Origin of the sequence: Streptomyces sp. PCS3-D2 (assembly GCF_000612545.2) — a bacterium.
Classification (GTDB): domain Bacteria; phylum Actinomycetota; class Actinomycetes; order Streptomycetales; family Streptomycetaceae; genus Streptomyces.
On record NZ_CP097800.1, the window covers coordinates 4,434,001 to 4,452,786 of the forward strand.

Below are 18,786 nucleotides of genomic sequence, written 5' to 3' on the forward strand. Positions count from 1 at the left end.
GCACGGTCATGAGGCCCGGTCCGGGTCCTGGTCCCGGGCCCGGCGGATCAGTCCTTCTCGTAGAGGCCGAACATGTCGACCACGAGGTGCGTGGGCTCCCAGCCGCGGTTCCAGAAGTCGATGACGCCGGTCGCCCCGGTGCTCGCCTGGACCAGGTTCGGGACGGTCTCGCCCTTCGTCCAGTTCAGGTTGGAGGAGTTGGGCGGGGTCGGCTTCTTCGCGGTCCCGTTCTCGCGCTGGGCCCAGGTGTAGGGGTCCGGGGCGACCGTGAGGTGACCGCTGCCCCGGGTGTCGGTGACCGTGGTGTTCAGGACGAACGCGGTGACCGTCGGATCGCCGTCCGCCAGCGGAAGCCAGCGGAAGTCCTGCCCCGCGACCGGGAAGTCGTACTTACGCGAGTCGTGCAGGCGCGTCGGCGTCGTCGGCAGGTAGGCGGCCTTGCTGCCGGGGCTGTAGTAGCCGACGACGTCCACGACCACGTCGGTCGGGTCCCAGGCGCCGTTGCGGATGTTGATCCTGCCGTCGGGGCCCACCGGGACGATCACCGAGTTCGCGATGGTCTGGTTGGCCTTGAAGTTCACGTTCGAGGTGTCCGGCGCCGTCTGTCCGCTCGGGTAGACGGTCAGGTGTCCCGCGCCGCGGGGGGCCGTGGCGGTGACGTTGAGGGCCACCGCGGTGACCCCGGAGGCCGGGATCGAGCCGTTGCCGGCCACCTGCAGGCCGAACGTGCTCTGTCCGGCGAGCTGGCCCCAAGTGCCCTGGCCGGTACGGCTGTCGGCGATGCGGAACGGCTCCAGCGAGGTGTAGCCCCCGGCGGTGGCGGAGCGGCTGAAGTACCCGGTGACGTCCGCGAGCAGGTCCACGTCGCCGTAGCTGCGGTTGACGAGTTCCACGTAGCCGTCCGCTCCGACCGGCACGATCGTCATGTTCGGCACGGTCTGGCCCGCGACGAAGTTGACGTTCGAGGTGGTCGGTTGCGCCGTACCCGAAGGGTAGGCCGTGATGTGTCCGGCCGAACGGGGGCTGACGACGGTGACGTTGAGCGCAACGGCGGTCGCGTCGGCCGGGATACCGCTGTTGCCGCCGACCTTCACGCGGGCCACGCCGTACGGGGCGAGCGGGCGCGAGCTGCCGCCGATGCCAGAGCGGGTGTCGAGCAGCCGGGTCGGTGCGTGCGGGGTGAACTTCGAGCCGGCGGCCTGGACGTCCACGCTGTTGGTGGCGGTCACGTTGTTGTCCTGGTCGGTCAGGGTGACCGTGACCTTGTGGTCTCCGACCTCGGCGAAGGTGTGCTCGGAGGTCAGGAGCTTCGCTCCGGTGACGTGCTCGGTGACGGTCCTGCCGTCGCCCCAGTCGATGTCGACCCGGACGGGCGCGCCGGCGGCGGTGGTGATCTGCGAGGCCAGGCTGAAGCCGTGCGCGGACGTGGCCGAGGCGCGCAGGTCGACGGCGAGCCCGGCGTTGCCCTTCGCCGCCTCTGCGGCCCCCGCGGCCTGCGAAGCGGCCGCCTTGCCCGACGCGGACGCGGTCGCGGAGGTGCGGACAGTGCGCTCCGCCGGACTGTGGAAGACGACGGACTTGGCCGCGGCGGCCTTGGCGGCATCCATCGCCGCGGCAGCGCTCCCCTGGCGCTGCGCGGGCTGCTCCGCGGCCTGGGCCGCGGTCGGTACGAAGCCGATGGCTGCCGCTACGACGGCAGCCGAAATCATGACGCGGTGACGCTGCACCGGTCCCCCCTAGATATTGAACGAGTTCAGAAAATGAAGCGCGTTTAGGCTGCACATACCGGTCGGTCGAAGCGAACGTGTTCCCGAAGCGCGCGAACGTACTGTCGATGGGGACGGCGGGGCGGGCGTGGCGGTTGCGCCGTACGTGATCCATTTCCCTGGGCGGCGATCCGCGAAAGTCATATGAATGCGGTCGGCCGGCTGCATAGGCTGACCATCGGTCAACCCGGATCCGGGTCAGGGTCAGGGTCCATGGAACGAGGAGAAGCACTGATGGTCGGGTCCCGCGTCCTTGCCCTCGGGCACTATCAGCCGGCGAAGGTGCTGACCAACGCCGATCTGGAGCAGATGGTCGACACCAGCGACGCATGGATCCAGAGCCGGGTCGGGATCAAGACCCGCCGGGTGGCCGCCGAGGACGAGTCGGTCTCGGACATGGCGGCGAAGGCCGCCGCGAACGCCCTGGCCAACGCGGGGCTGACCGGTGAGGACATCGATTTCGTCATCGTGGCCACCTGTACGGCGCAGGACCGCTCGCCCAACACGGCGGCCCGCGTCGCGGCTGCCGTCGGCGCCAAGGCCCCAGCCGCGATCGACGTGAACACGGCCTGTTCCGGATTCCCGCACGCGATGGCGCTGGCGGACCAGAGCATCCGCACCGGCTCCGCCACGAAGGCCCTGGTCATCGGTGTGGAGAAGCTGACGGACTTCGCCGACTGGACCGACCGCACCACCTGCGTGCTGATCGGCGACGGGGCCGGCGCGGCCGTCGTCGTCGCCTCCGAGGAGTCCCGGATCAGCCCGGTCGTCTGGGGATCCGTACCCGAGATGGGGCACGCCGTGCGCATCGAGGCGCCGTCCCACACCTTCGCCCAGGAAGGGCAGTCGGTGTACCGCTGGGCCACCACCGCCCTGCCGGAGGTCGCGCTCCAGGTGTGCGAGCGGGCCGGGGTCAAGCCCGAGGACCTCGGCGGTGTCGTCCTGCACCAGGCCAACCTGCGGATCATCGAGCCGCTGGCCCGCAAGATCGGCGCGGTCAACGCGGTCATCGCCAAGGACGTCGTGGACTCCGGCAACACCTCCGCCGCCAGCATCCCGCTCGCGCTCTCCAAGCTCGTCGAGCGCGGCGAGATCGAGAAGGGGGCACCCGTACTGCTCTTCGCCTTCGGCGGCGGCCTGTCCTACGCCGGCCAGATCATCCACTGCCCATGACCGGGACGGACGAGGCGACCGCGATGAAGTCCTCCTCCACCGCCCCCTGGTGGCCGCAGCTGCGGCTCCAGCCGTCCGCCGCGCCCAGGCTGCGCCTGCTGGTGTTCCCGCACTCCGGCGCCGGACCCAACACCCTCTTCCCCCTCGTCGAACCGCTGCCCGACGAGGTCGAGGTGCTCGGGCTCTCACTGCCCGGCAGGGAGCGCCGCTTCGGCGAGACTCCCGGCTGCCGTCTCGACGAGGTGCTCGACTCGGTGGCCGAGGAGGTGCTCGGCCGGGACCCGCTGCCCACCGTGGTCTTCGGCCACAGCCTCGGGGCGCTGCTCGCCGTCCGCGCCGCACAGCTCCTCGGCCCGCACTGCCGGGCCGCTGTCGTCAGCGGCCAGGCCCCCGGCCGGACCCGGCGCCGCGCCCACGCCACCAGCAGCGAGGAGGACGCCGTCCGGCTGCTGCGGGAGGGCGGCGGCACCCCGGAGTGGGTCCTGCACGACCCGGAGATGCTCGCCCACGTCACGCGCGTCCTGCGTGCCGACATCGACCTCAGCCGGGAGGCCGCCGTCGGTTTCGAGGGCGTACGGCTCGACGTGCCCCTCCACGTCATCGGGGGCACGGCCGATCCGCTGGTCCCGCACGAACCGCTGGACGGCTGGGCCGACCACACCACCGGCCACTGCCGGGTGCGCCGTTTCGACGGCGACCACTTCTTCCTCGTCGCCGACGAACACCGCGGCGCGGTGGTGGACATCCTGCGCGAGGCCCTCGCGCACTGAACGGTGTTCCCGGCCCCGGCAGGGCCCCGTGGGCGGACGGTGCCTACGGGCGGATGATGCGGACCTGGTAGCTGCCGTCGCGCAGCTCGCCCACCACCGAGATGCTGATGCCCGCCTTCTCGTCGGTGAAGGTCTCTCCCGGCCGGAACGGCGCGTCCGACAGTTCGGCGTGCACGTTGGGCCGGCGGGTGCAGCCGCCGCTCGCGGTCGAGCTGTCCGACACGATCACGGGGCCGTGTCCGGTGTCCACGTCGGAGTCCACCTTGTAGATCAGCACGCCGGGCCTGCAGACGGCCTCGTCGTTGCCGGCCCGGGTCCGCACCTCCACGGCGTAGCCGACGCTCTCCGACAGCGGGACGAAGGCCAGCTTCATGCCGCCCTCGACCGCCAGCGGGGTCAGGACGTGGTCGCTGGTGCCGGACTTCGACGCGCAGGAGATCTGCGTGCTGTCCAGCCAGCCCAGCTTCCACTTGTGCCAGCCCATCAGGTCGTTGTTGGCACCCCAGTCCTCGCTCATGATGTCCCAGTGCCCGACGGTGTTCCCGCCGTCGGCGGTGTAGAGGTCGGGCAGCCCGAAGACGTGCCCGTTCTCGTGCGGGAGCACCCGGTAGCCGGTCTCCCGGTAGGTCCCGGAGCCGTCGTCCTGCCGGCTGTAGACGAAGGACGTGTTGGACAGCGGGACCCCGTCGGCCATCGGCGCCTCGCCGTTGCCCGAGAAGGTCACCGACAGGACGGTGTCCAGTGCCGACGGCCCCGCGTTCGGCGTGACCAGGATGTTGACCAGGTCGTAGCGGCTGAAGTCCACCTCGGAGTCGGCGGCCCTCGCGATGTGCTCCACGAGCTGCCGGTAGCCCGGCTCGTAGGAGGACCCGCGCTCGATGCCGTACGCCGCGAAGGGCATCGGCATCCGCAGCCAGGTCTTTATCGGGGCCTCGGCCCGGTAGGCCAGCCGACCGTAGGAGCTGGTGCGGAACCAGTCCGAGGTCTGGGGGAAGAACTCGGCCAGCCGGTCCAGGGCCGTGCCCTCGCCCTTGGCGTCGGGGAAGTCGATCATCAGGTTCAGCGCCCGGACCTCTCCTGTCGAACGCGAGTACCCCGGCGGGGTCGGCATGCCCTCGGACATCTGCACGCCCATCGTCCCGGCGATCCGGCACGGCGCGAGCGCCGTTTCGACCGTCGTGGCCACCGGCCCCGCCGCCGACTGGCCGCGGCTGGATATCCCTGTGCTCGCCGTCGCCGTGACGCCGATCGCCAGCGCGGTCAGTCCGATGTACGCGCCGGTCAGGCGTGGTCTGCGTATCCGGCGGCGGGTCTGCGTCATGGAGATCGCCCTCGGGTCCGCGGCAGCCGGCCCTGTCCGGTCTGCGCCCTGTGCGCTTCACCCTCCGTCGGGCGCGCCGCGCCCGCGCGCCGGGAGAGGCCAAAGGGTGAAGCGCCCCCGCAGCGGCGTGACCCGGTTCACACCGAGGGGTGAAATAACCGGGGAGCTGTTCCCCGTTTGCATGGGAGTCCCGCCAAGCGGGGAACGGCTCCCCGTTTGGCGGGCCGGCCCGCAGATCCCGCACCACTCGTCACCGCCCGGGGAGGCACCGGAAATGCAGAGCACCACCACGGCCGCCGCGGCGTCCCCGTCCGCCGCGGCGGACGGGTGTCCGGCGGCCCCGCAGTCCGGCCGGTCCCGCGGCTCCCGCGAGGGCGGCGGCCCGCCGCGCCCGCGCGCCGACGCCGTCCGCAACCGCGAGCGGATCCTGGCGGCGGCCCGCGAGGCCTTCGTCGAGTTCGGTGCGGCGGCCCCGCTCGACGAGGTGGCCCGCCGGGCGGGCATCGGCAACGCCACCCTCTACCGGCACTTCCCCGACCGCGACGCACTCGTCCACCAGGTCGTCCTCTTCACCACGGAGCGGGTCGCGGCCTCGGCCGAGGCCTCTCTGGCCGAGGAGCCCGACGCCTTCGCCGCGCTGTGCCGGTTCACGCACGCCGCTGCCGACGAGCGGATCGGCGCCCTGTGCCCGATGCTCGCCGACGGCTTCGACCGCGACCACCCCGAACTCCTCGCGGCGCGCACCGCCTTGGCGGAGGCTGTGGAGACCCTGCTGGCCGCGGGCCAGCAGGCCGGACTGGTCCGCGCGGACATCGGCGTCGGCGACCTGATGGTCGCCCTCTCCCAGCTCAGCCGCCCCCTCCCGGGTACCGCCTGCTTCGACACCGACCGCTTCGCCCACCGTCATCTCCAGCTCTTCCTCGACGGGCTGCGGGCCCCGGCCCGCTCCGAACTGCCCGGTTCGGCAGCCACTTTGGAAGACCTCACGCTGAAAACCATGTGACACCGCAAAAGCTTACGAACTAGCCTTTTCCAGTCATTCCGCACAGTGAAACGGGTACTCCCATGCCGAAATCAGCCGCGACACTCCCGTCGGCTGCCGATCCCAGTCGCTGGAAGGCTCTCGTCTTCATAGCCCTGGCCCAGCTGATGGTCGTCCTCGACGCGACCATCGTGAACATCGCCCTCCCCTCGGCCCAGACCGACCTCGGCATCTCCGACGGCAACCGCCAGTGGGTCATCACCGCCTACGCGCTCGCCTTCGGCGGACTGCTCCTCTTCGGTGGCCGCATCGCCGACAAGTGGGGCCGCAAGAACGCCTTCGTCCTCGGTCTCGCCGGCTTCGCCCTGGCCTCCGCGCTCGGCGGCGCCGCGAACGGCGAAGCCATGATGCTCGGCGCCCGCGCCCTCCAGGGCGCCTTCGGCGCACTGCTCGCACCGGCGGCCCTGTCCCTGCTGGCGGTGATGTTCACCGACGCCAAGGAGCGGGCCAAGGCCTTCGGCATCTACGGCGCGATCGCGGGCGGCGGCGGCGCCGTCGGCCTGATCCTCGGCGGCTTCCTCACCGAGTACCTCAACTGGCGCTGGACGTTCTTCGTCAACATCCCGTTCGCGGTCGTCGCGGCCGTGGGTGCCTGGATGGTCATCCGCGAGCCCGCCGGCTCCCGCAACCGCGCCCCCCTGGACATCCCGGGCGTGGTCCTGTCCACCACCGGCCTCGTGGCCCTGGTGTACGGATTCACCCGCGCCGAGTCGGCCGGCTGGTCGGACCAGGTCACCGTGGCCATGTTCATCGCCTCGGCGGCCCTGCTGGCGGCGTTCGTCTTCGTCGAGTCCAAGGTGCAGTCCCCGCTGCTGCCGCTGCGCGTCCTGCTGGAGCGCAACCGCGGTGGTGTCTACCTCTCGCTCGGCCTGGCCGTCATCGCGATGTTCGGCCTGTTCCTCTTCCTCACCTACTACCTCCAGGTCGTGAAGGGCTTCTCGCCGGTCAAGACCGGCTTCGCCTTCCTGCCGATGATCGCGGGCATGATCCTGGGCTCCACCCAGATCGGCGCCCGCCTGATGACCCGAGTCGCTCCGCGCCTGCTGATGGGCCCGGGCTTCCTGGTCGCCGCCGCCGGAATGCTGCTGCTGACCCAGCTGGAGGTCGGATCCTCCTACCCCGCGCTGATCCTGCCGGCCCAGCTGCTGCTCGGCCTCGGCATGGGTACGGCCTTCATGCCGGCCATGTCGCTGTCCACGCACGGGGTGAACCCGGCCGACGCCGGTGTCGCCTCCGCCATGGTCAACACCTCGCAGCAGGTCGGCGGCGCCATCGGTACGGCGCTGCTGAACACCATCGCCGCCTCGGCGACCACCGCCTACCTGACCGACCACGCGGCCGAGGCCGCGGGCGGCGGGGCCGCGGCCCGGCTGGTGCAGGCCCAGGCCATGGTCGAGGGCTACGCCTCCGCCATCTGGTGGGCAGTGGGCATCCTGGCCGCCAGCGCGGCGATCGCCCTGACCCTGATCAACACCGGCCGTCCGGGTGCGGGCGACCCGATGGCCTCCGGGTCCGACTCCGCCGAGGACGCCGGCGTCAAGGTCCCGGTGATCGCGCACTGAGCAGGGCCGCGTAGCCCGCGGAATGACTGGACACCCCACTTGGTTCAAATTTGAACCAAGTGGGGTTAGTCTTTTCGAGGCAGCCCTGTACGACGACGGAGGAGCGCCCCCTCATGAACCCGGCTCCCGGACCCCAGGCCCCGACGGGCGCGAGCCCCCAGGCGACGCGCATGCCGGCGCTGTACCTCAGCCACGGGGCGCCGCCGCTCGCCGACGATCCGGTCTGGCCGGGCGAACTGGCCGCCTGGTCGGCCGACCTGCCCCGCCCCACCGCGATACTCATCGTCTCCGCCCACTGGGAGGAGGCCCCCCTGGCCCTCGGTGCCACCGCATCCGCCCCGCTGGTCCACGATTTCTGGGGCTTCCCCGCGCACTACTACCGGGTCCGCTACGACGCCCCGGGTGCCCCCGCGCTCGCCGCCTCGGTCCGGGCCCTGTTGCGGGCCCCGGGCACCCCGGTCCAAGACATCCCGGACCGCGGCCTGGACCACGGCGCGTACGTCCCGCTGGTGGAGATGTACCCGGAGGCCGACATACCGGTCCTCCAGATGTCCCTGCCGACGCTGGATCCGCGCCGCCTGATGGACATCGGCCGCAGGCTCGCGCCCTTGCGCGACGAGGGCGTCCTCATCGTCGGCAGCGGCTTCTTCACCCACAATCTGGCCGCGCTGCGCCACACGGGCCCGGGTGTCCCCGCCTGGTCGGCGGAGTTCGACGCGTGGGGCCGAGAGGCGCTGGCCGCCGGCGACATCGACTCCCTGCTGGACTTCGAGGCCAGGTCCCCGTCCGGCCGGCTGGCCCACCCCCGGACGGAGCACTTCGCCCCGCTCTTCGTCACCCTCGGCGCCGCCGACGCGACCGGCGACCTCGCGAAGCGCCGCGACCCGGTCGACGGCTTCTGGATGGGCCTGTCGAAGCGCAGCCTCCAGTTCGGTTGAGGGGCGTCCCGCCGGGGCGCCGTCCGAGTCCCCCGGGCCGCCGCCCGGCTTCACCGGGGCGGGTGCTCGCCGGTCGGTCCCAGCCGCTTCTCGTACCACCGCACGTCCCAGTAGCGGCCGAACTTCCACCCCGCTTCCGTGAACTCGCCGATCCGGCGGAAGCCGAAGCGCTCGTGGAGGCGTACCGAGGCGTCGTTCGGCAGGGCGACACCGGCGAACACGCGGTGCACCGGCTCCTTCTCCAGTGCGGCGAAGAGCGCCCCGTACAGGAGGGTGCCCACCCCCCGCCCCACCGCGTGCGGGGCGAGGTACACGCTGGCCTCCACCGACGTGGCATACGCCGGTTTCGGACGGAACGGACTGGTGGTGGCGTATCCGGCCATGCGCTCGCCAGTCCAGGCAACCAGAAGCCTGTGAGGGCCGTCTTCAGGATGGGAGTGCAGCCAAGGGCGACGCTGTTCCGGAGTGAACGCGGTGGTGTCGAACGTGACGGCGGTCTCTCGGACGTAGTGGTTGTACAGGTCCGTGAGCGACGTCAGATCGGCCTCCGTTCCGGGTCTGACCTGCACCTCTTCGTGATCGTGCGACATTCGTCCCCCTCTCGTGGCGGGGCAGGATACTGCAAGATCTCGAAAATGAGGGACCAACGTGGGAATTCTGTCCCGATTCCAGTCGTTGTTTCCTTCGGAAGCGGGCACTCGGGAGAGTGTCCGAGGGCGTACCACCGCACCACGGTGGCCGTCCGGCAGCCGCACCGCGACCGAACTCATCGCAAGGGAGCACGCATGGCAACCCGCGCCGTCGCCCGCCGTCAGTCCACGAGCAGCGCACGCGCTGTGGGCGGGGAGATCGCAGACCGCGACCTGGTCGGCATGTACCTGGACGAGATCGCGCGCACCCCGCTCCTCGACGCCGCCAGGGAAGTGGAGCTCTCCCAGATCATCGAGGCCGGTGTCTACGCCCAGCAGATCCTCGACGGCGCGATAGAGCGTGACGGGGACCGGCCCGCCCGCGAGGAGCTGGAGGCGCTGGCCGCCGAAGGGGAGCGCGCCAAAGAGGTCTTCATCCGCTCCAACCTCCGTCTCGTCGTCGCCGTCGCCCGGCGCTATCCGCGCAGCGGCCTGCCCCTCCTCGACCTGATCCAGGAGGGCAACGCGGGCCTGGTCCGCGCGGTGGAGAAGTTCGACTACACCAAGGGCTTCAAGTTCTCCACGTATGCCACGTGGTGGATCCGCCAGGCCATCACCCGGTCCATCGCCGACCAGTCCCGCACCATCCGCCTCCCCGTCCACCTCGTCGAGGAGCTCGGCCGGATCCGCCGGGTCCAGCGCGAGTTCAACCGCGAGAACGGCCGAGACCCGGAGCACGCCGAGATCGCGGCCGAGCTGGACTCGACGGAGAAGCGCGTCGGCGACGTACTGGACTGGGCCCGCGACCCGGTCAGCCTGAACATGTCGGTGGACGACGAGGGCGACACGCAGTTCGGCGACCTCCTGGAGGACACCTCGGCGATCTCCCCCGAGCAGTCCGTGCTCTCGCTGCTGCGCAGCGAGGAGCTGGAGGACCTGCTCGGCAGGCTCGACCAGCGCACCGCGTCGATCATCAAGATGCGGTACGGCATCGACGACGGCCGCGAGCGGACCCTCACCGAGGTCGGCAAGCAGCACGGCCTGACCCGGGAGCGGATCCGCCAGATCGAGAAGCACGCCCTGCTGGAGCTGAAGCGGATGGCGCGCGACACCGGCTTCGACGCCGTGGCCTAGCCGCCCGCCGCCGAACCCCCTGAACGAGCCCCGGTGCCTATCCCCCCCAGGCGCCGGGGCTCCCTCGTTCTCCGGGCGCCGCTCGCGCCAGGCGCCGTTATCCGGGCGTCGCCGCCGACGCGAGCCGCGCGGCCAGCGCACCGGCCGCCGTCCGCAGCGCCGCCGGCTCCCGCACCGTGAAGTCCAGCCCCGTCAGGGCCAACCGGGCCGCCAGCCACTCCGGCGCGTCCCGGCTCTCGAAGCGGACCACGGCCGCCCCGGTCTCGCCCGCCCCGGTCTCGCCCGCCCCGGTCCCGCCCGGCAGGGCGGCCGCCCGCAGCCACTCCGGCAGCTCGGCCGCTCCCGCCTCGAAGACGACCTCCACCGCGTACGTCCGTGCGCCGTGCGCGCCGAGCCCCCGCCGTACGAACTCCTCCGCGTCCATCGGCAGCTCCCGCGGCGCGAACCGGGCCCCCGTCGCGAACGCCTCGTCCACCCGGTCCACCCGGAAGGTCCGCCAGTCCTCCCGCTCCATGTCGTAGGCCACCAGGTACCACCGGCTTCCCGTGCTGACCAGCCGGTACGGCTCCACCAGCCGCCGTGACCGGGCCCCGTCCCGCGCCCGGTAGGCGAACCGGAGCCGCTCCGGCCCGGCCACCGCCGACGCCATCGTCGTCAGCGTCCGCGGGTCCACGCTCGCCCCGTCCCCCCGCGTCAGCGCGATCGTGGCCGACTGCAGCGTGCTCACCCGGTGGCGCAGCCGGGACGGCAGGACCTGCTCCAGCTTCGCCAGCGCGCGTACGGAGGCCTCCTCGACCCCTTCGATCGCGTGCCCGGCTCCCGCCCGCAGCCCCACCGCGATCGCCACGGCCTCCTCGTCGTCCAGCAGCAGCGGCGGCATCGCCGCGCCCGCCACCAGCCGGTAGCCGCCCTCGGAGCCGAGCGTGGCCTCCACCGGGTAGCCCAGCTCCCGCAGCCGCTCGATGTCGCGCCGGATGGTCCGCGCACTCACTCGCAGCCGCTGCGCCAGCTCGCTGCCGGGCCATTCGCGCGGGGTCTGGAGGAGGGACAGCAGGGACAGGAGCCGTGCCGGTGTGTCGGTCATGTGATCCAGGCTGCCAGCGAAAGAGGACATGCACTGACCTATATCCCGTCTAGGTTTCTCCTCATGACCACCGAGACGCCCCAGACAGCGCCCGAAAGAGAGAACGGGCCCATACGAGAAGAGCGGAACGGCGCAGCCCACGACGCACCCAGCTCACCCCCCGACCGCCGCCGCTGGCTGGCGCTCGCCATCGTGATGACCGCGGCCTTCATGGACCTGGTCGACGTGACCATCGTCAACATCGCGATCCCCACCATGCGCCAGAACTTCGGCGCCTCGACCAGCGCGATCCAGTGGATCACCGCAGGCTACGCGCTCGCGTTCGCCGCAGGGCTCATCACCGGCGGCCGTCTCGGTGACATCTACGGACGCAAGCGCCTCTTCCTCATCGGCATAGCCGGCTTCACCGCCGCCTCGCTGCTCTGCGGCATCGCGGCCGACCCGGCCATGCTCGTCGCCTCCCGCATCCTCCAGGGCGGCATGGCCGCCATGATGGTGCCGCAGGTGCTGGCCATCATCCACGTCACCTTCCCCCCGCAGGAACGCGGCAAGGTCTTCGGGATGTTCGGCGCGATCGTGGGCCTGGGCGCCGTCTCCGGTCCCATGCTCGGCGCGCTGCTCACCCAGTGGAACCTCTTCGGTCTCGAATGGCGCCCGATCTTCCTGATCAACCTGCCCGTCGGTATCGCGGGCGTGATCCTGGGCCGCAAGTTCATCAGCGAGTCCAAGGCCCCCCAGGCCCTGCGGCTGGACCTGGTCGGTGTCGTCCTCGCGACCCTCGCCCTCGTCATGCTGATCTTCCCGCTCACCGAGGGCCGTGAGAACGGCTGGCCGCTGTGGGGCTTCGTCTGCATGGCCGTGGCGCCGTTGGTCTTCGCCGCGTTCATCGCGTACGAGAAGTACAAGATCAAGAAGGACGGCTCCCCGCTCGTCGAGCTCTCCCTCTTCAAGGTCAAGAGCTTCGCCGGCGGCATCGCCGTCCAGCTGACCTTCGGCATCGCGACCGGGATCTTCTTCCTGGTCTGGACGCTCTACATGCAGATGGGCCTCGGCTGGAGCGCCCTGCGGGCCGGCACCACCGGAATCCCCTTCTCCATCGCCGTCTCCGTGGCCGCCGGCCTCTCGGTCGAGAAGCTCGTCCCGCGCTTCGGTCGCAAGGTGCTCCAGGCGGGCGCCCTGGTCATGGCCGCCGGACTGCTCCTGTACATCTGGGAGTCCGCGCACTACGGCATGGAGATCGCCTCCTGGCAGATGGCCGCCCCGCTGATCCTCATGGGCGCCGGCATGGGCCTCATCGTCGCCCCGCTCAACGACACCACGCTGTCCGAGGTGCCGCGCCGGGACGCGGGCTCGGCCTCCGGGCTGATCAACACCACCGGTCAGATGGGCAACGCGCTGGGCCTGGCCCTGACGTCCGTGGTCTTCTTCGGGCTGATCGAGGACGACACGCTCTTCGGCCCGCCCTACGTCGAGGCCTTCCGCGGCGCGCTCTGGTGGGTCGTGGGCGTGCTGGTGGTCATCTCCGTGGTGATGTTCATGCTGCCGCGCAGGGCGATCCCGATGGAGGAGCGCGAAGGCGCCGCCGAGCACACCGAGCACACCGGGAACGCCACCGAGAAGGTGCCCGCCCTCTAGGGTCCGGCCCCGGTTCTCCGGCCCGGACGGGCCCACCCGCCCCGGGTGGGCCCGTCCGCCGTCCCGTCCCGCCTCGCCCCGCGGGCCCCAGGACACCCCGGCGCGGCCGGGGCGGGGGAACGGCGTGCGGGAGGGGACTCAGCCGACGCGGGCGCGGAACTCCATCGCCCCGCGCGCGGCCGCCTCGCTGTCGTACACCTCGCACATGTGCCGCCCGTCGGGGGTGGCCGTGTGCTCGACCTCCCACAGGCTCAGCTCGGTCCCGTCCAGCAGCACGAAGCCGTGCTCGTACAGATGGAAGCCCGCGTCCCGCCCGGTCGGCAGGGCCTGCCGGGTGCCGAAGGCCTGAGTGATCCGGTGCGCGTACGCCGCGCGCAGCAGCGCCGCCACCCGCTCACCGGGCCGGTCCGGGTTCTCCGCGCGGCGCAGCACCCGGCGTGCGTGGTCGGCGGAGTCCTCCACCACGTACTCACGGTGCCGGGGCACCGGCGCCGAGGAGGCGAACAGCGCACCGAGCCCCGACGCGTCGTCGTACGGCTCCTCCTCACCCGCGAGCGGCACCGGATCGGGGGCCGCCCCCACGGCCGACTCCCCGAACAGCCGGGCCACCGCCAGGCGGGTCTCCGCCCTCGTCGCGAAGACCTCGTGCCGCGGGTCCCGGTCTCCCTCCAGCCGGCAGGACAGCTCCCACAGCGAGACCGCACCGCCGTCGGGCAGCAGATAGGTGTGGCGGTGCGTCTCCCGCCAGACGCCCGCCGCCGGGCCGTGGTGGGTGGTGCAGAGCGAAGAGCTGTGGGCGAGCGCCGTACCGAGGCGCTCCACCAGCCGGTCGGGCAGGTCGAAGGAGTTGAGGGCGCGACCGAGGAGTCGGTCGAGGTGCGCCTCGGTTGTCTCGTACGGATCGCTCAAGGGGGGCTCCAGGCCGTCGCAGCTTGTCACTTCGCGGAAGCTCAACGTAACCCCTGGCTCTGACATCACGTCCGGGGTTCGGTAAAACGTCCGGGAAGCATCGGAGGTTCCCGCCACACCTTCAGGTCAACCTGCGTACGGATGGGCATGATTGGCCCCACTCTGGGTGGAGGAGGGGGAGTATGGGCCGCATGGCAACGAACACAGTGGACGTCCCGCGCCGGCAGGTACGGCCCCGCGGCGCAGACGCAGACGAACAGGCCCCCGCAACAAGGGGTTTGGCCTGGCTGCTGGCCCTCACCGGAGCTGCCGGGGTACTGGCTTCCTGGGTGATCACCCTCGACAAGTTCCTCCTGCTGGAGGACCCGGACTTCAAGCCCGCCTGCAGCCTCAACCCGGTGGTCTCCTGCGGCAGCGTGATGCAGAGCGAGCAGGCGCAGGCCTTCGGCTTCCCCAACCCGATGCTGGGGCTGGCCGCCTACGCCGTCGTGGTCTGCGTCGGCGTGGGCCTGCTGGCGGGTGCCCGCTACCGCGGCTGGTTCTGGCTCGCACTGAACGCCGGCATGCTCTTCGGCACCGGCTTCTGCAGCTGGCTCATGGTGCAGTCGCTCTACGAGATCAACGCCCTCTGCCTGTGGTGCTGCCTGGCCTGGGTGGCGACCCTGCTGATGTTCTGGGCGGTCACCGCGCACACCGTCCGTACGGGCGTGCTTCCCGCCCCCGGTCCGCTGCGGGTCCTCTTCACCGAGTTCGGCTGGGCTCCGCCGGCCCTGCACACCGGGGTGATCGGGATGCTGGTCCTCACCCGGTGGTGGGACTTCTGGACCGGCTGAGCGCCGCGCGGGCGGCACGCGCGAGGGCCCCGGCAGCTGGACGCTGCCGGGGCCCTGTCACGCACTGCCGCGGGCTCGTCGGCCCGGACCCCCGCGCGGGGCAGGGGGGGCGGAAATCAGCTGCCGACGGAGGCGTTGCCGGACAGGACCGGGATGTTGTCCAGGATGTGCGAGAGCGGCTCGTCGCCCTTGGCCTGGGTGGAGTTCTCGGTGCACTGCTGGTTCTGCGGGTTGGACAGGACGTTGATGTCCTGGACACCGATGTTGAGCGCGGCGACCAGCGACTGGGCGTTGATCTTCGCGGGCAGGCCGACGCAGGGCTTGTTCAGGGAGCCCTGGACCAGGCTGAGCTGCGGGCTCTGGTCGCCGTGGGTCTTCTGGTTGCCGTAGATCTGCTGGGCACCATTGCCGTTGACGGTGTTGACCCCGTTGTCGTTGCCGATGGCCATGGCCGGGGCAGCGGCAGCAGCGCCCGCGCCGACGGCAACGGCGGAAACCGCGGCGGCGGTCATGAACTTCTTGAACATCTTGATCCTTCTGTCGCACGAGTGCCCGCTGATGGAGCGCCCTGGTCAACTGGCCGGTCAGGGCGTTGGTTCCGCTGCTTCACTCAAACGGCCTGCGCGTCCCGATGTTTTCCCCAGCCCGGGTGAGCCGCCTGCGGACACGTGCGCGAAGCCCGTACGCGGCCCCAGTCGCGCCGGTTCCTGTTGCGCTCCGTACGAGGTGTTCCCACGGTGAGTCAAGGAGCGATCCGAACCGGACCGCTCCCGTGTCCCCGTGTCCCACCCGAAGGAACCCCCATGCACCGCACGAAGCCGTCCCGCGCCCGTCTTCTGCTCCCCTCGGCGCTCGCCGTCGTCATACTGACCGGCGCGGCGGCACCCGCGAGTGCGGTCGACTCCGGGGCCGGGGCGGCTGCCCGCAAGGCGGCTCCGGCCGGCCCGATCGACGACCTCCTCAACGGACTTCTTGAGCAGATCAAGGCCCTGCTGCCGGCGGGCGTCACCCTGCCGGAGATCGAGCTCCCGGAGATCGAGTTGCCGGAGATCGAGCTCCCGGAGATCGAGCTGCCCGAGATCACGTTGCCGGAGATCAACCTGCCGAGCCTCCCGGGGGTGCAGCTCCCCGAGATCCCGGGGGTCGAACTCCCCGAGCTGCCGCTCACCCCGCCCGCGCTGCCGGATCCGGCAGCGCCCGGGGAGCTGGTGCCGGAGGTCCCCGACGTGCAGATCCCTGACGTCCAGCTCCCGGAGACAGAGCTCCCGGCCCTCCCGTGACGGGCCCGAAACGGCAACACGGCGACGGCGATTGAGCCGAATAGGTCGGATCGTGCCCGAAGCCGTGTCGTCCGGGAGCGAGGAACGTTTCGCTCGGTGTGAGCCCCGGAGCGGGGCGGAACGTCGAACAGAAGGTGCACCTCCCATGAACTCTGCCAAGAAGGCCGCCCTGGTCCTGGCCACCGCTGGTATCGCCGCGGCCGGTGCCGCCGGCTCCGCCGTCGCCGACTCGTCGGCCGAGGGCGCGGCCGTGGGTTCCCCCGGCGTCCTCTCCGGCAACCTGCTCCAGGTCCCGGTCCACGTCCCGGTCAACGTCTGCGGCAACACCGTGAACGTGATCGCCCTGCTGAACCCGGCGTTCGGCAACACCTGCGTCAACGACTGACGTAGCGCGCACAACCGACCGTGGGCGCCCCGGCCTTGCCGGTGGCGCCCACGGTCTTGTCAGCGGAGGCGGTTCAGCCCTGGCCGCCGTTGAGCTGTACGCCGCCCAGCATCGGCGACGCCTGGGTGGCGCCGTTCGCGAGGCCGAGGACGGTGCCCGGGACGTCGTTGCGGACCTTGTTGACCTTCTGGGCCGTGCCCACGACCTTGTTGACGGTGTCTCCCTGCTCGGCCAGCCCGTTGCCCACGGTCTGCGGAAGGTTCTCGGTCACGGGGGCCATGGAGTCCAGCGTCTGGGTCACGCCGCCGGTCAGGCTCATGGGGGGCATCGCAGCCGTCGGCTCGGCGGCGAACGCGGTACCGGAGGCGCCGAGGGCGGCGACGGAGCCGACGACGACAGCGGCGACCTTCGTGAGCTTCATTATCGAAATCCTCTTCTTTCGTGGACAGAGGCATCAGCGGCGACCGGCGCGCCGCTTTCGCCCTGCGTAACGATTCCCGGGCGCCCTGGAAACGCGAACGCGCGGGTACATGACAGCGGCCGGAGAATCCGATGAGGGATTCTCCGGCCGATATTTCTTCCGATTACCGGTATTGCCGGTCAGGCGATGCGCGAGCGCCGGTACAGAATGGCGCCGCCCAGGATCAGGGCCGAGGCGAGGGCCGCCGCGGCCGCGGGCTGACCCGCGCCGGTCTCCGCCAGTACGGGCGCACCCGCCGGAGCGGGGGCCGGGGCCGGCAGCGGCGCGGGCGCCGGTGCGGGCGCCGGCGGTACGTGGACCGGGGTGCCGCCGGAGGGGAAGGTCGGAGGCTGATCCGCCGGCGGCGCGACCTCGGGGGCCGGGGCCGGGGCGGGAGCGGGTGCGGGTGCCGGGGCGGCCTCAGGGCCTGGGGCGGGTGCCGGGGCGGCCTCGGGGGCGGGAGCCGGGCGGATCACGGGCTGGCTGCCGTGCGGCGGCGCGGGCGGCACCTCCTCCTCGGCCACGGGCGCCGGAGCGGGGAGCGTGTGCGGGGCCTCCTCGGCCGGGGGCTGCGGTGCGGGCGCCGGTGCGGGGAGCGGGACGGGCTGTTCCGCGGGCGGTACCGGAAGCTCCTGGACCGGCTCCGGGACGGGCAGCGGGGCCGGGCGGTCCTCCACCGGTTCCGGCTTCGGGTGCGGGCGCCCGGGCGCGGGCGGGGCGTGGTGCGCCGGAGGAGCGGGGTGGTCGTCGCACTCCTCCTCCTGGTTCCGGTCCTCGCCGGGGCCGCCGTAGCCGCCCTCGTGACGGGGCTCCTCGTGGCGGGGCTTGGCGTGGCGGGGTCCCTCCTTCCGGGGGGCCTGCGGTCCCTGCTCCTCCTGCCGCGGCACCTCCGGCCGCGCCACCTCCTGGCGCGGTACCTCGTACCGCCGCGGTTCGTGGCGCTGCTCCGGTACCGCGTGGCGGCCCGCGCGCTCGTCGAGGTAGCGCTCGAAGGCCTCGGCCTGTTCGGGGCTGAGGTAGCGCGCGTAGTCGTGGCCCCCGTCCGCGTGCGATCCGCCGCCGGTGACGCAGGTGTTCCCCATCGCGGGGTTGAGGGCCGCACCGCCGTCCACGCTGTTGCCGCACACGTTCGGGGAGAACGTGATGGGTACCGAGACGCTGTTGCCGGCCAGCACCCCCGGCGAATGCGAGGCCTCGGCCGTCGCGCCGGTGTGCGCGTAGGCCGCCCCGGTCGCGATCGACAACAGGCTCGACGCGGCTGCCGCCGTGAGCATGCCCTTGCCCAGTACTTGTCGGCTCAGTACCTGTCGCATGGGTCCTTCCCTGTCTACCGGCGGGCGCCGGTGGTGAATCGCAGGTGGCCTCGGAGTGCACCGCCGTGCACTCCGAGGCCACCTGCGAGGAGGTCTGCCCTTGCGGGCGCACGCGCCTGCGTCAGGCGTTGACGCAGGTGTTGCCGAACGCGGGGTTCAGCAGCCCGACGAGGTTCACGGTGTTGCCGCAGACGTTGACCGGGATGTGGACCGGGACCTGGCCCAGGTTGCCGGAGAGGACGCCCGGGGAGCCCACGGCCTTGCCGTCGGCCACCGAGTCGGCCATGGCGGGGGAGGCGGCACCGGCGGCCATCAGGGCGCCGGCGGCCAGCACCACTGCCTTCTTGTACGTCATTTTCTTTCCGATTCCTTCCCGCAGAGGCGTATCCGCTGCAGAATCAACAACGAGCAGTCGAGAGAAAAGAAACCGCGCTTTTTCGGCGAGTGTCCGGTAATTCACCCCGATGCCCCGACGGAATTCGGGCGGCCGATCGGGCGGTGAATTCGAATCATCGTGTTCCGGGTTGCGGATGCGCCCGGCATGCGGCGAGG

Annotated in this window: 19 protein-coding genes; 10 read left to right on the plus strand and 9 right to left on the minus strand. The window is 71.6% G+C overall.

Annotation, left to right across the window (positions count from 1 at the left end):
• Positions 1-47: 47 nt before the first annotated feature.
• Positions 48-1,709, minus strand: a complete 1,662-nt coding sequence (locus AW27_RS19555) for a PKD domain-containing protein (RefSeq protein ID WP_052031104.1) — start codon at positions 1,707-1,709, stop codon at positions 48-50.
• Positions 1,710-2,000: 291 nt separating this feature from the next.
• Here AW27_RS19555 and AW27_RS19560 point away from each other — a divergent pair, with 291 nt between their 5' ends.
• Together AW27_RS19560 and AW27_RS19565 are read left to right on the plus strand one after the other, a co-directional pair.
• Positions 2,001-2,939 (plus strand): beta-ketoacyl-ACP synthase III, encoded by a 939-nt coding sequence (locus AW27_RS19560; protein ID WP_037925039.1) that lies wholly within the window; start codon positions 2,001-2,003, stop codon positions 2,937-2,939.
• Positions 2,936-3,709, plus strand: a complete 774-nt coding sequence (locus AW27_RS19565; RefSeq protein ID WP_052031106.1) for a thioesterase II family protein — start codon at positions 2,936-2,938, stop codon at positions 3,707-3,709. The genes AW27_RS19560 and AW27_RS19565 overlap by 4 nt, the downstream gene beginning before the upstream one ends.
• A gap of 43 nt (positions 3,710-3,752) precedes the next feature.
• Here the strand turns inward: AW27_RS19565 and AW27_RS19570 are convergent, their stop codons facing one another.
• Entirely contained in the window at positions 3,753-5,030 is a 1,278-nt protein-coding gene (locus tag AW27_RS19570; protein ID WP_037925041.1) for a M6 family metalloprotease domain-containing protein, read from the minus strand.
• Positions 5,031-5,304: 274 nt separating this feature from the next.
• Here AW27_RS19570 and AW27_RS19575 point away from each other — a divergent pair, with 274 nt between their 5' ends.
• The 3 genes from AW27_RS19575 to AW27_RS19585 all read left to right on the plus strand — a co-directional run bounded on the left by AW27_RS19575 (position 5,305) and on the right by AW27_RS19585 (position 8,572).
• Positions 5,305-6,033, plus strand: coding sequence for a TetR/AcrR family transcriptional regulator (locus tag AW27_RS19575; protein WP_078556781.1), 729 nt, complete (start codon positions 5,305-5,307; stop codon positions 6,031-6,033).
• A 62-nt stretch (positions 6,034-6,095) separates the two neighbouring features.
• On the plus strand, positions 6,096-7,634 hold the full coding sequence (locus AW27_RS19580; protein WP_037925043.1) for an MFS transporter: 1,539 nt from the start codon (positions 6,096-6,098) through the stop codon (positions 7,632-7,634).
• A gap of 113 nt (positions 7,635-7,747) precedes the next feature.
• Positions 7,748-8,572 (plus strand): dioxygenase family protein, encoded by an 825-nt coding sequence (locus tag AW27_RS19585; protein ID WP_052031108.1) that lies wholly within the window; start codon positions 7,748-7,750, stop codon positions 8,570-8,572.
• 50 nt (positions 8,573-8,622) lie between these two features.
• On the opposite strand, the gene AW27_RS19590 is transcribed toward AW27_RS19585, so the two are convergent.
• Entirely contained in the window at positions 8,623-9,162 is a 540-nt protein-coding gene (locus AW27_RS19590) for a GNAT family N-acetyltransferase (protein WP_037925045.1), read from the minus strand.
• Positions 9,163-9,357: 195 nt separating this feature from the next.
• On the opposite strand from AW27_RS19590, the gene AW27_RS19595 reads away from it, so the two are divergent.
• Complete coding sequence (locus AW27_RS19595; RefSeq protein ID WP_037925048.1) at positions 9,358-10,335, plus strand: sigma-70 family RNA polymerase sigma factor; 978 nt, start codon at positions 9,358-9,360, stop codon at positions 10,333-10,335.
• 97 nt (positions 10,336-10,432) lie between these two features.
• Here the strand turns inward: AW27_RS19595 and AW27_RS19600 are convergent, their stop codons facing one another.
• The gene (locus AW27_RS19600; protein WP_037925050.1) at positions 10,433-11,419 is read right to left on the minus strand and encodes a helix-turn-helix transcriptional regulator; all 987 of its coding nucleotides are present in this window, start codon (positions 11,417-11,419) and stop codon (positions 10,433-10,435) included.
• A 63-nt stretch (positions 11,420-11,482) separates the two neighbouring features.
• Here AW27_RS19600 and AW27_RS19605 point away from each other — a divergent pair, with 63 nt between their 5' ends.
• Positions 11,483-13,054, plus strand: a complete 1,572-nt coding sequence (locus tag AW27_RS19605; RefSeq protein ID WP_078556783.1) for an MFS transporter — start codon at positions 11,483-11,485, stop codon at positions 13,052-13,054.
• A 138-nt stretch (positions 13,055-13,192) separates the two neighbouring features.
• Here AW27_RS19605 and AW27_RS19610 read toward each other — a convergent pair whose 3' ends face one another.
• A complete protein-coding gene (locus AW27_RS19610) occupies positions 13,193-13,963 on the minus strand; it encodes a DUF6227 family protein (RefSeq protein ID WP_037925051.1) in 771 nt (256 codons plus the stop codon).
• Positions 13,964-14,145: 182 nt separating this feature from the next.
• Here AW27_RS19610 and AW27_RS19615 point away from each other — a divergent pair, with 182 nt between their 5' ends.
• Positions 14,146-14,796, plus strand: a complete 651-nt coding sequence (locus tag AW27_RS19615; RefSeq protein WP_106967629.1) for a vitamin K epoxide reductase family protein — start codon at positions 14,146-14,148, stop codon at positions 14,794-14,796.
• Between the two features lie 116 nt (positions 14,797-14,912).
• Here the strand turns inward: AW27_RS19615 and AW27_RS19620 are convergent, their stop codons facing one another.
• A complete protein-coding gene (locus AW27_RS19620; protein ID WP_037925054.1) occupies positions 14,913-15,323 on the minus strand; it encodes a rodlin in 411 nt (136 codons plus the stop codon).
• A gap of 276 nt (positions 15,324-15,599) precedes the next feature.
• On the opposite strand from AW27_RS19620, the gene AW27_RS19625 reads away from it, so the two are divergent.
• Both AW27_RS19625 and AW27_RS19630 read left to right on the plus strand, forming a co-directional pair.
• The gene (locus tag AW27_RS19625) at positions 15,600-16,076 is read left to right on the plus strand and encodes a hypothetical protein (protein ID WP_052031109.1); all 477 of its coding nucleotides are present in this window, start codon (positions 15,600-15,602) and stop codon (positions 16,074-16,076) included.
• Positions 16,077-16,221: 145 nt separating this feature from the next.
• Positions 16,222-16,461, plus strand: coding sequence for a chaplin (locus AW27_RS19630; RefSeq protein ID WP_037925056.1), 240 nt, complete (start codon positions 16,222-16,224; stop codon positions 16,459-16,461).
• 73 nt (positions 16,462-16,534) lie between these two features.
• On the opposite strand, the gene AW27_RS19635 is transcribed toward AW27_RS19630, so the two are convergent.
• The 3 genes from AW27_RS19635 to AW27_RS19645 all read right to left on the minus strand — a co-directional run bounded on the left by AW27_RS19635 (position 16,535) and on the right by AW27_RS19645 (position 18,589).
• Entirely contained in the window at positions 16,535-16,882 is a 348-nt protein-coding gene (locus AW27_RS19635) for a hypothetical protein (RefSeq protein ID WP_037925059.1), read from the minus strand.
• Between the two features lie 179 nt (positions 16,883-17,061).
• Complete coding sequence (locus tag AW27_RS19640) at positions 17,062-18,234, minus strand: chaplin (protein ID WP_052031110.1); 1,173 nt, start codon at positions 18,232-18,234, stop codon at positions 17,062-17,064.
• 121 nt (positions 18,235-18,355) lie between these two features.
• Positions 18,356-18,589, minus strand: a complete 234-nt coding sequence (locus AW27_RS19645) for a chaplin (protein ID WP_037925062.1) — start codon at positions 18,587-18,589, stop codon at positions 18,356-18,358.
• Positions 18,590-18,786: the final 197 nt, after the last annotated feature.

What these genes read in the sequence shown, in the direction of transcription:
- AW27_RS19640 (WP_052031110.1), bottom strand. Translation starts at nt 18,234, where the DNA reads ATGCGACAGGTACTGAGCCGACAAGTACTGGGCAAGGGCATGCTCACG.
- AW27_RS19585 (WP_052031108.1), top strand. Translation starts at nt 7,748, where the DNA reads ATGAACCCGGCTCCCGGACCCCAGGCCCCGACGGGCGCGAGCCCCCAG.
- AW27_RS19595 (WP_037925048.1), top strand. Translation starts at nt 9,358, where the DNA reads ATGGCAACCCGCGCCGTCGCCCGCCGTCAGTCCACGAGCAGCGCACGC.
- AW27_RS19625 (WP_052031109.1), top strand. Translation starts at nt 15,600, where the DNA reads ATGCACCGCACGAAGCCGTCCCGCGCCCGTCTTCTGCTCCCCTCGGCG.
- AW27_RS19630 (WP_037925056.1), top strand. Translation starts at nt 16,222, where the DNA reads ATGAACTCTGCCAAGAAGGCCGCCCTGGTCCTGGCCACCGCTGGTATC.
- AW27_RS19565 (WP_052031106.1), top strand. Translation starts at nt 2,936, where the DNA reads ATGACCGGGACGGACGAGGCGACCGCGATGAAGTCCTCCTCCACCGCC.
- AW27_RS19605 (WP_078556783.1), top strand. Translation starts at nt 11,483, where the DNA reads ATGACCACCGAGACGCCCCAGACAGCGCCCGAAAGAGAGAACGGGCCC.
- AW27_RS19580 (WP_037925043.1), top strand. Translation starts at nt 6,096, where the DNA reads ATGCCGAAATCAGCCGCGACACTCCCGTCGGCTGCCGATCCCAGTCGC.
- AW27_RS19620 (WP_037925054.1), bottom strand. Translation starts at nt 15,323, where the DNA reads ATGTTCAAGAAGTTCATGACCGCCGCCGCGGTTTCCGCCGTTGCCGTC.
- AW27_RS19575 (WP_078556781.1), top strand. Translation starts at nt 5,305, where the DNA reads ATGCAGAGCACCACCACGGCCGCCGCGGCGTCCCCGTCCGCCGCGGCG.
- AW27_RS19570 (WP_037925041.1), bottom strand. Translation starts at nt 5,030, where the DNA reads ATGACGCAGACCCGCCGCCGGATACGCAGACCACGCCTGACCGGCGCG.
- AW27_RS19615 (WP_106967629.1), top strand. Translation starts at nt 14,146, where the DNA reads ATGGGCCGCATGGCAACGAACACAGTGGACGTCCCGCGCCGGCAGGTA.
- AW27_RS19635 (WP_037925059.1), bottom strand. Translation starts at nt 16,882, where the DNA reads ATGAAGCTCACGAAGGTCGCCGCTGTCGTCGTCGGCTCCGTCGCCGCC.
- AW27_RS19555 (WP_052031104.1), bottom strand. Translation starts at nt 1,709, where the DNA reads ATGATTTCGGCTGCCGTCGTAGCGGCAGCCATCGGCTTCGTACCGACC.
- AW27_RS19560 (WP_037925039.1), top strand. Translation starts at nt 2,001, where the DNA reads ATGGTCGGGTCCCGCGTCCTTGCCCTCGGGCACTATCAGCCGGCGAAG.
- AW27_RS19590 (WP_037925045.1), bottom strand. Translation starts at nt 9,162, where the DNA reads ATGTCGCACGATCACGAAGAGGTGCAGGTCAGACCCGGAACGGAGGCC.
- AW27_RS19600 (WP_037925050.1), bottom strand. Translation starts at nt 11,419, where the DNA reads ATGACCGACACACCGGCACGGCTCCTGTCCCTGCTGTCCCTCCTCCAG.
- AW27_RS19645 (WP_037925062.1), bottom strand. Translation starts at nt 18,589, where the DNA reads ATGACGTACAAGAAGGCAGTGGTGCTGGCCGCCGGCGCCCTGATGGCC.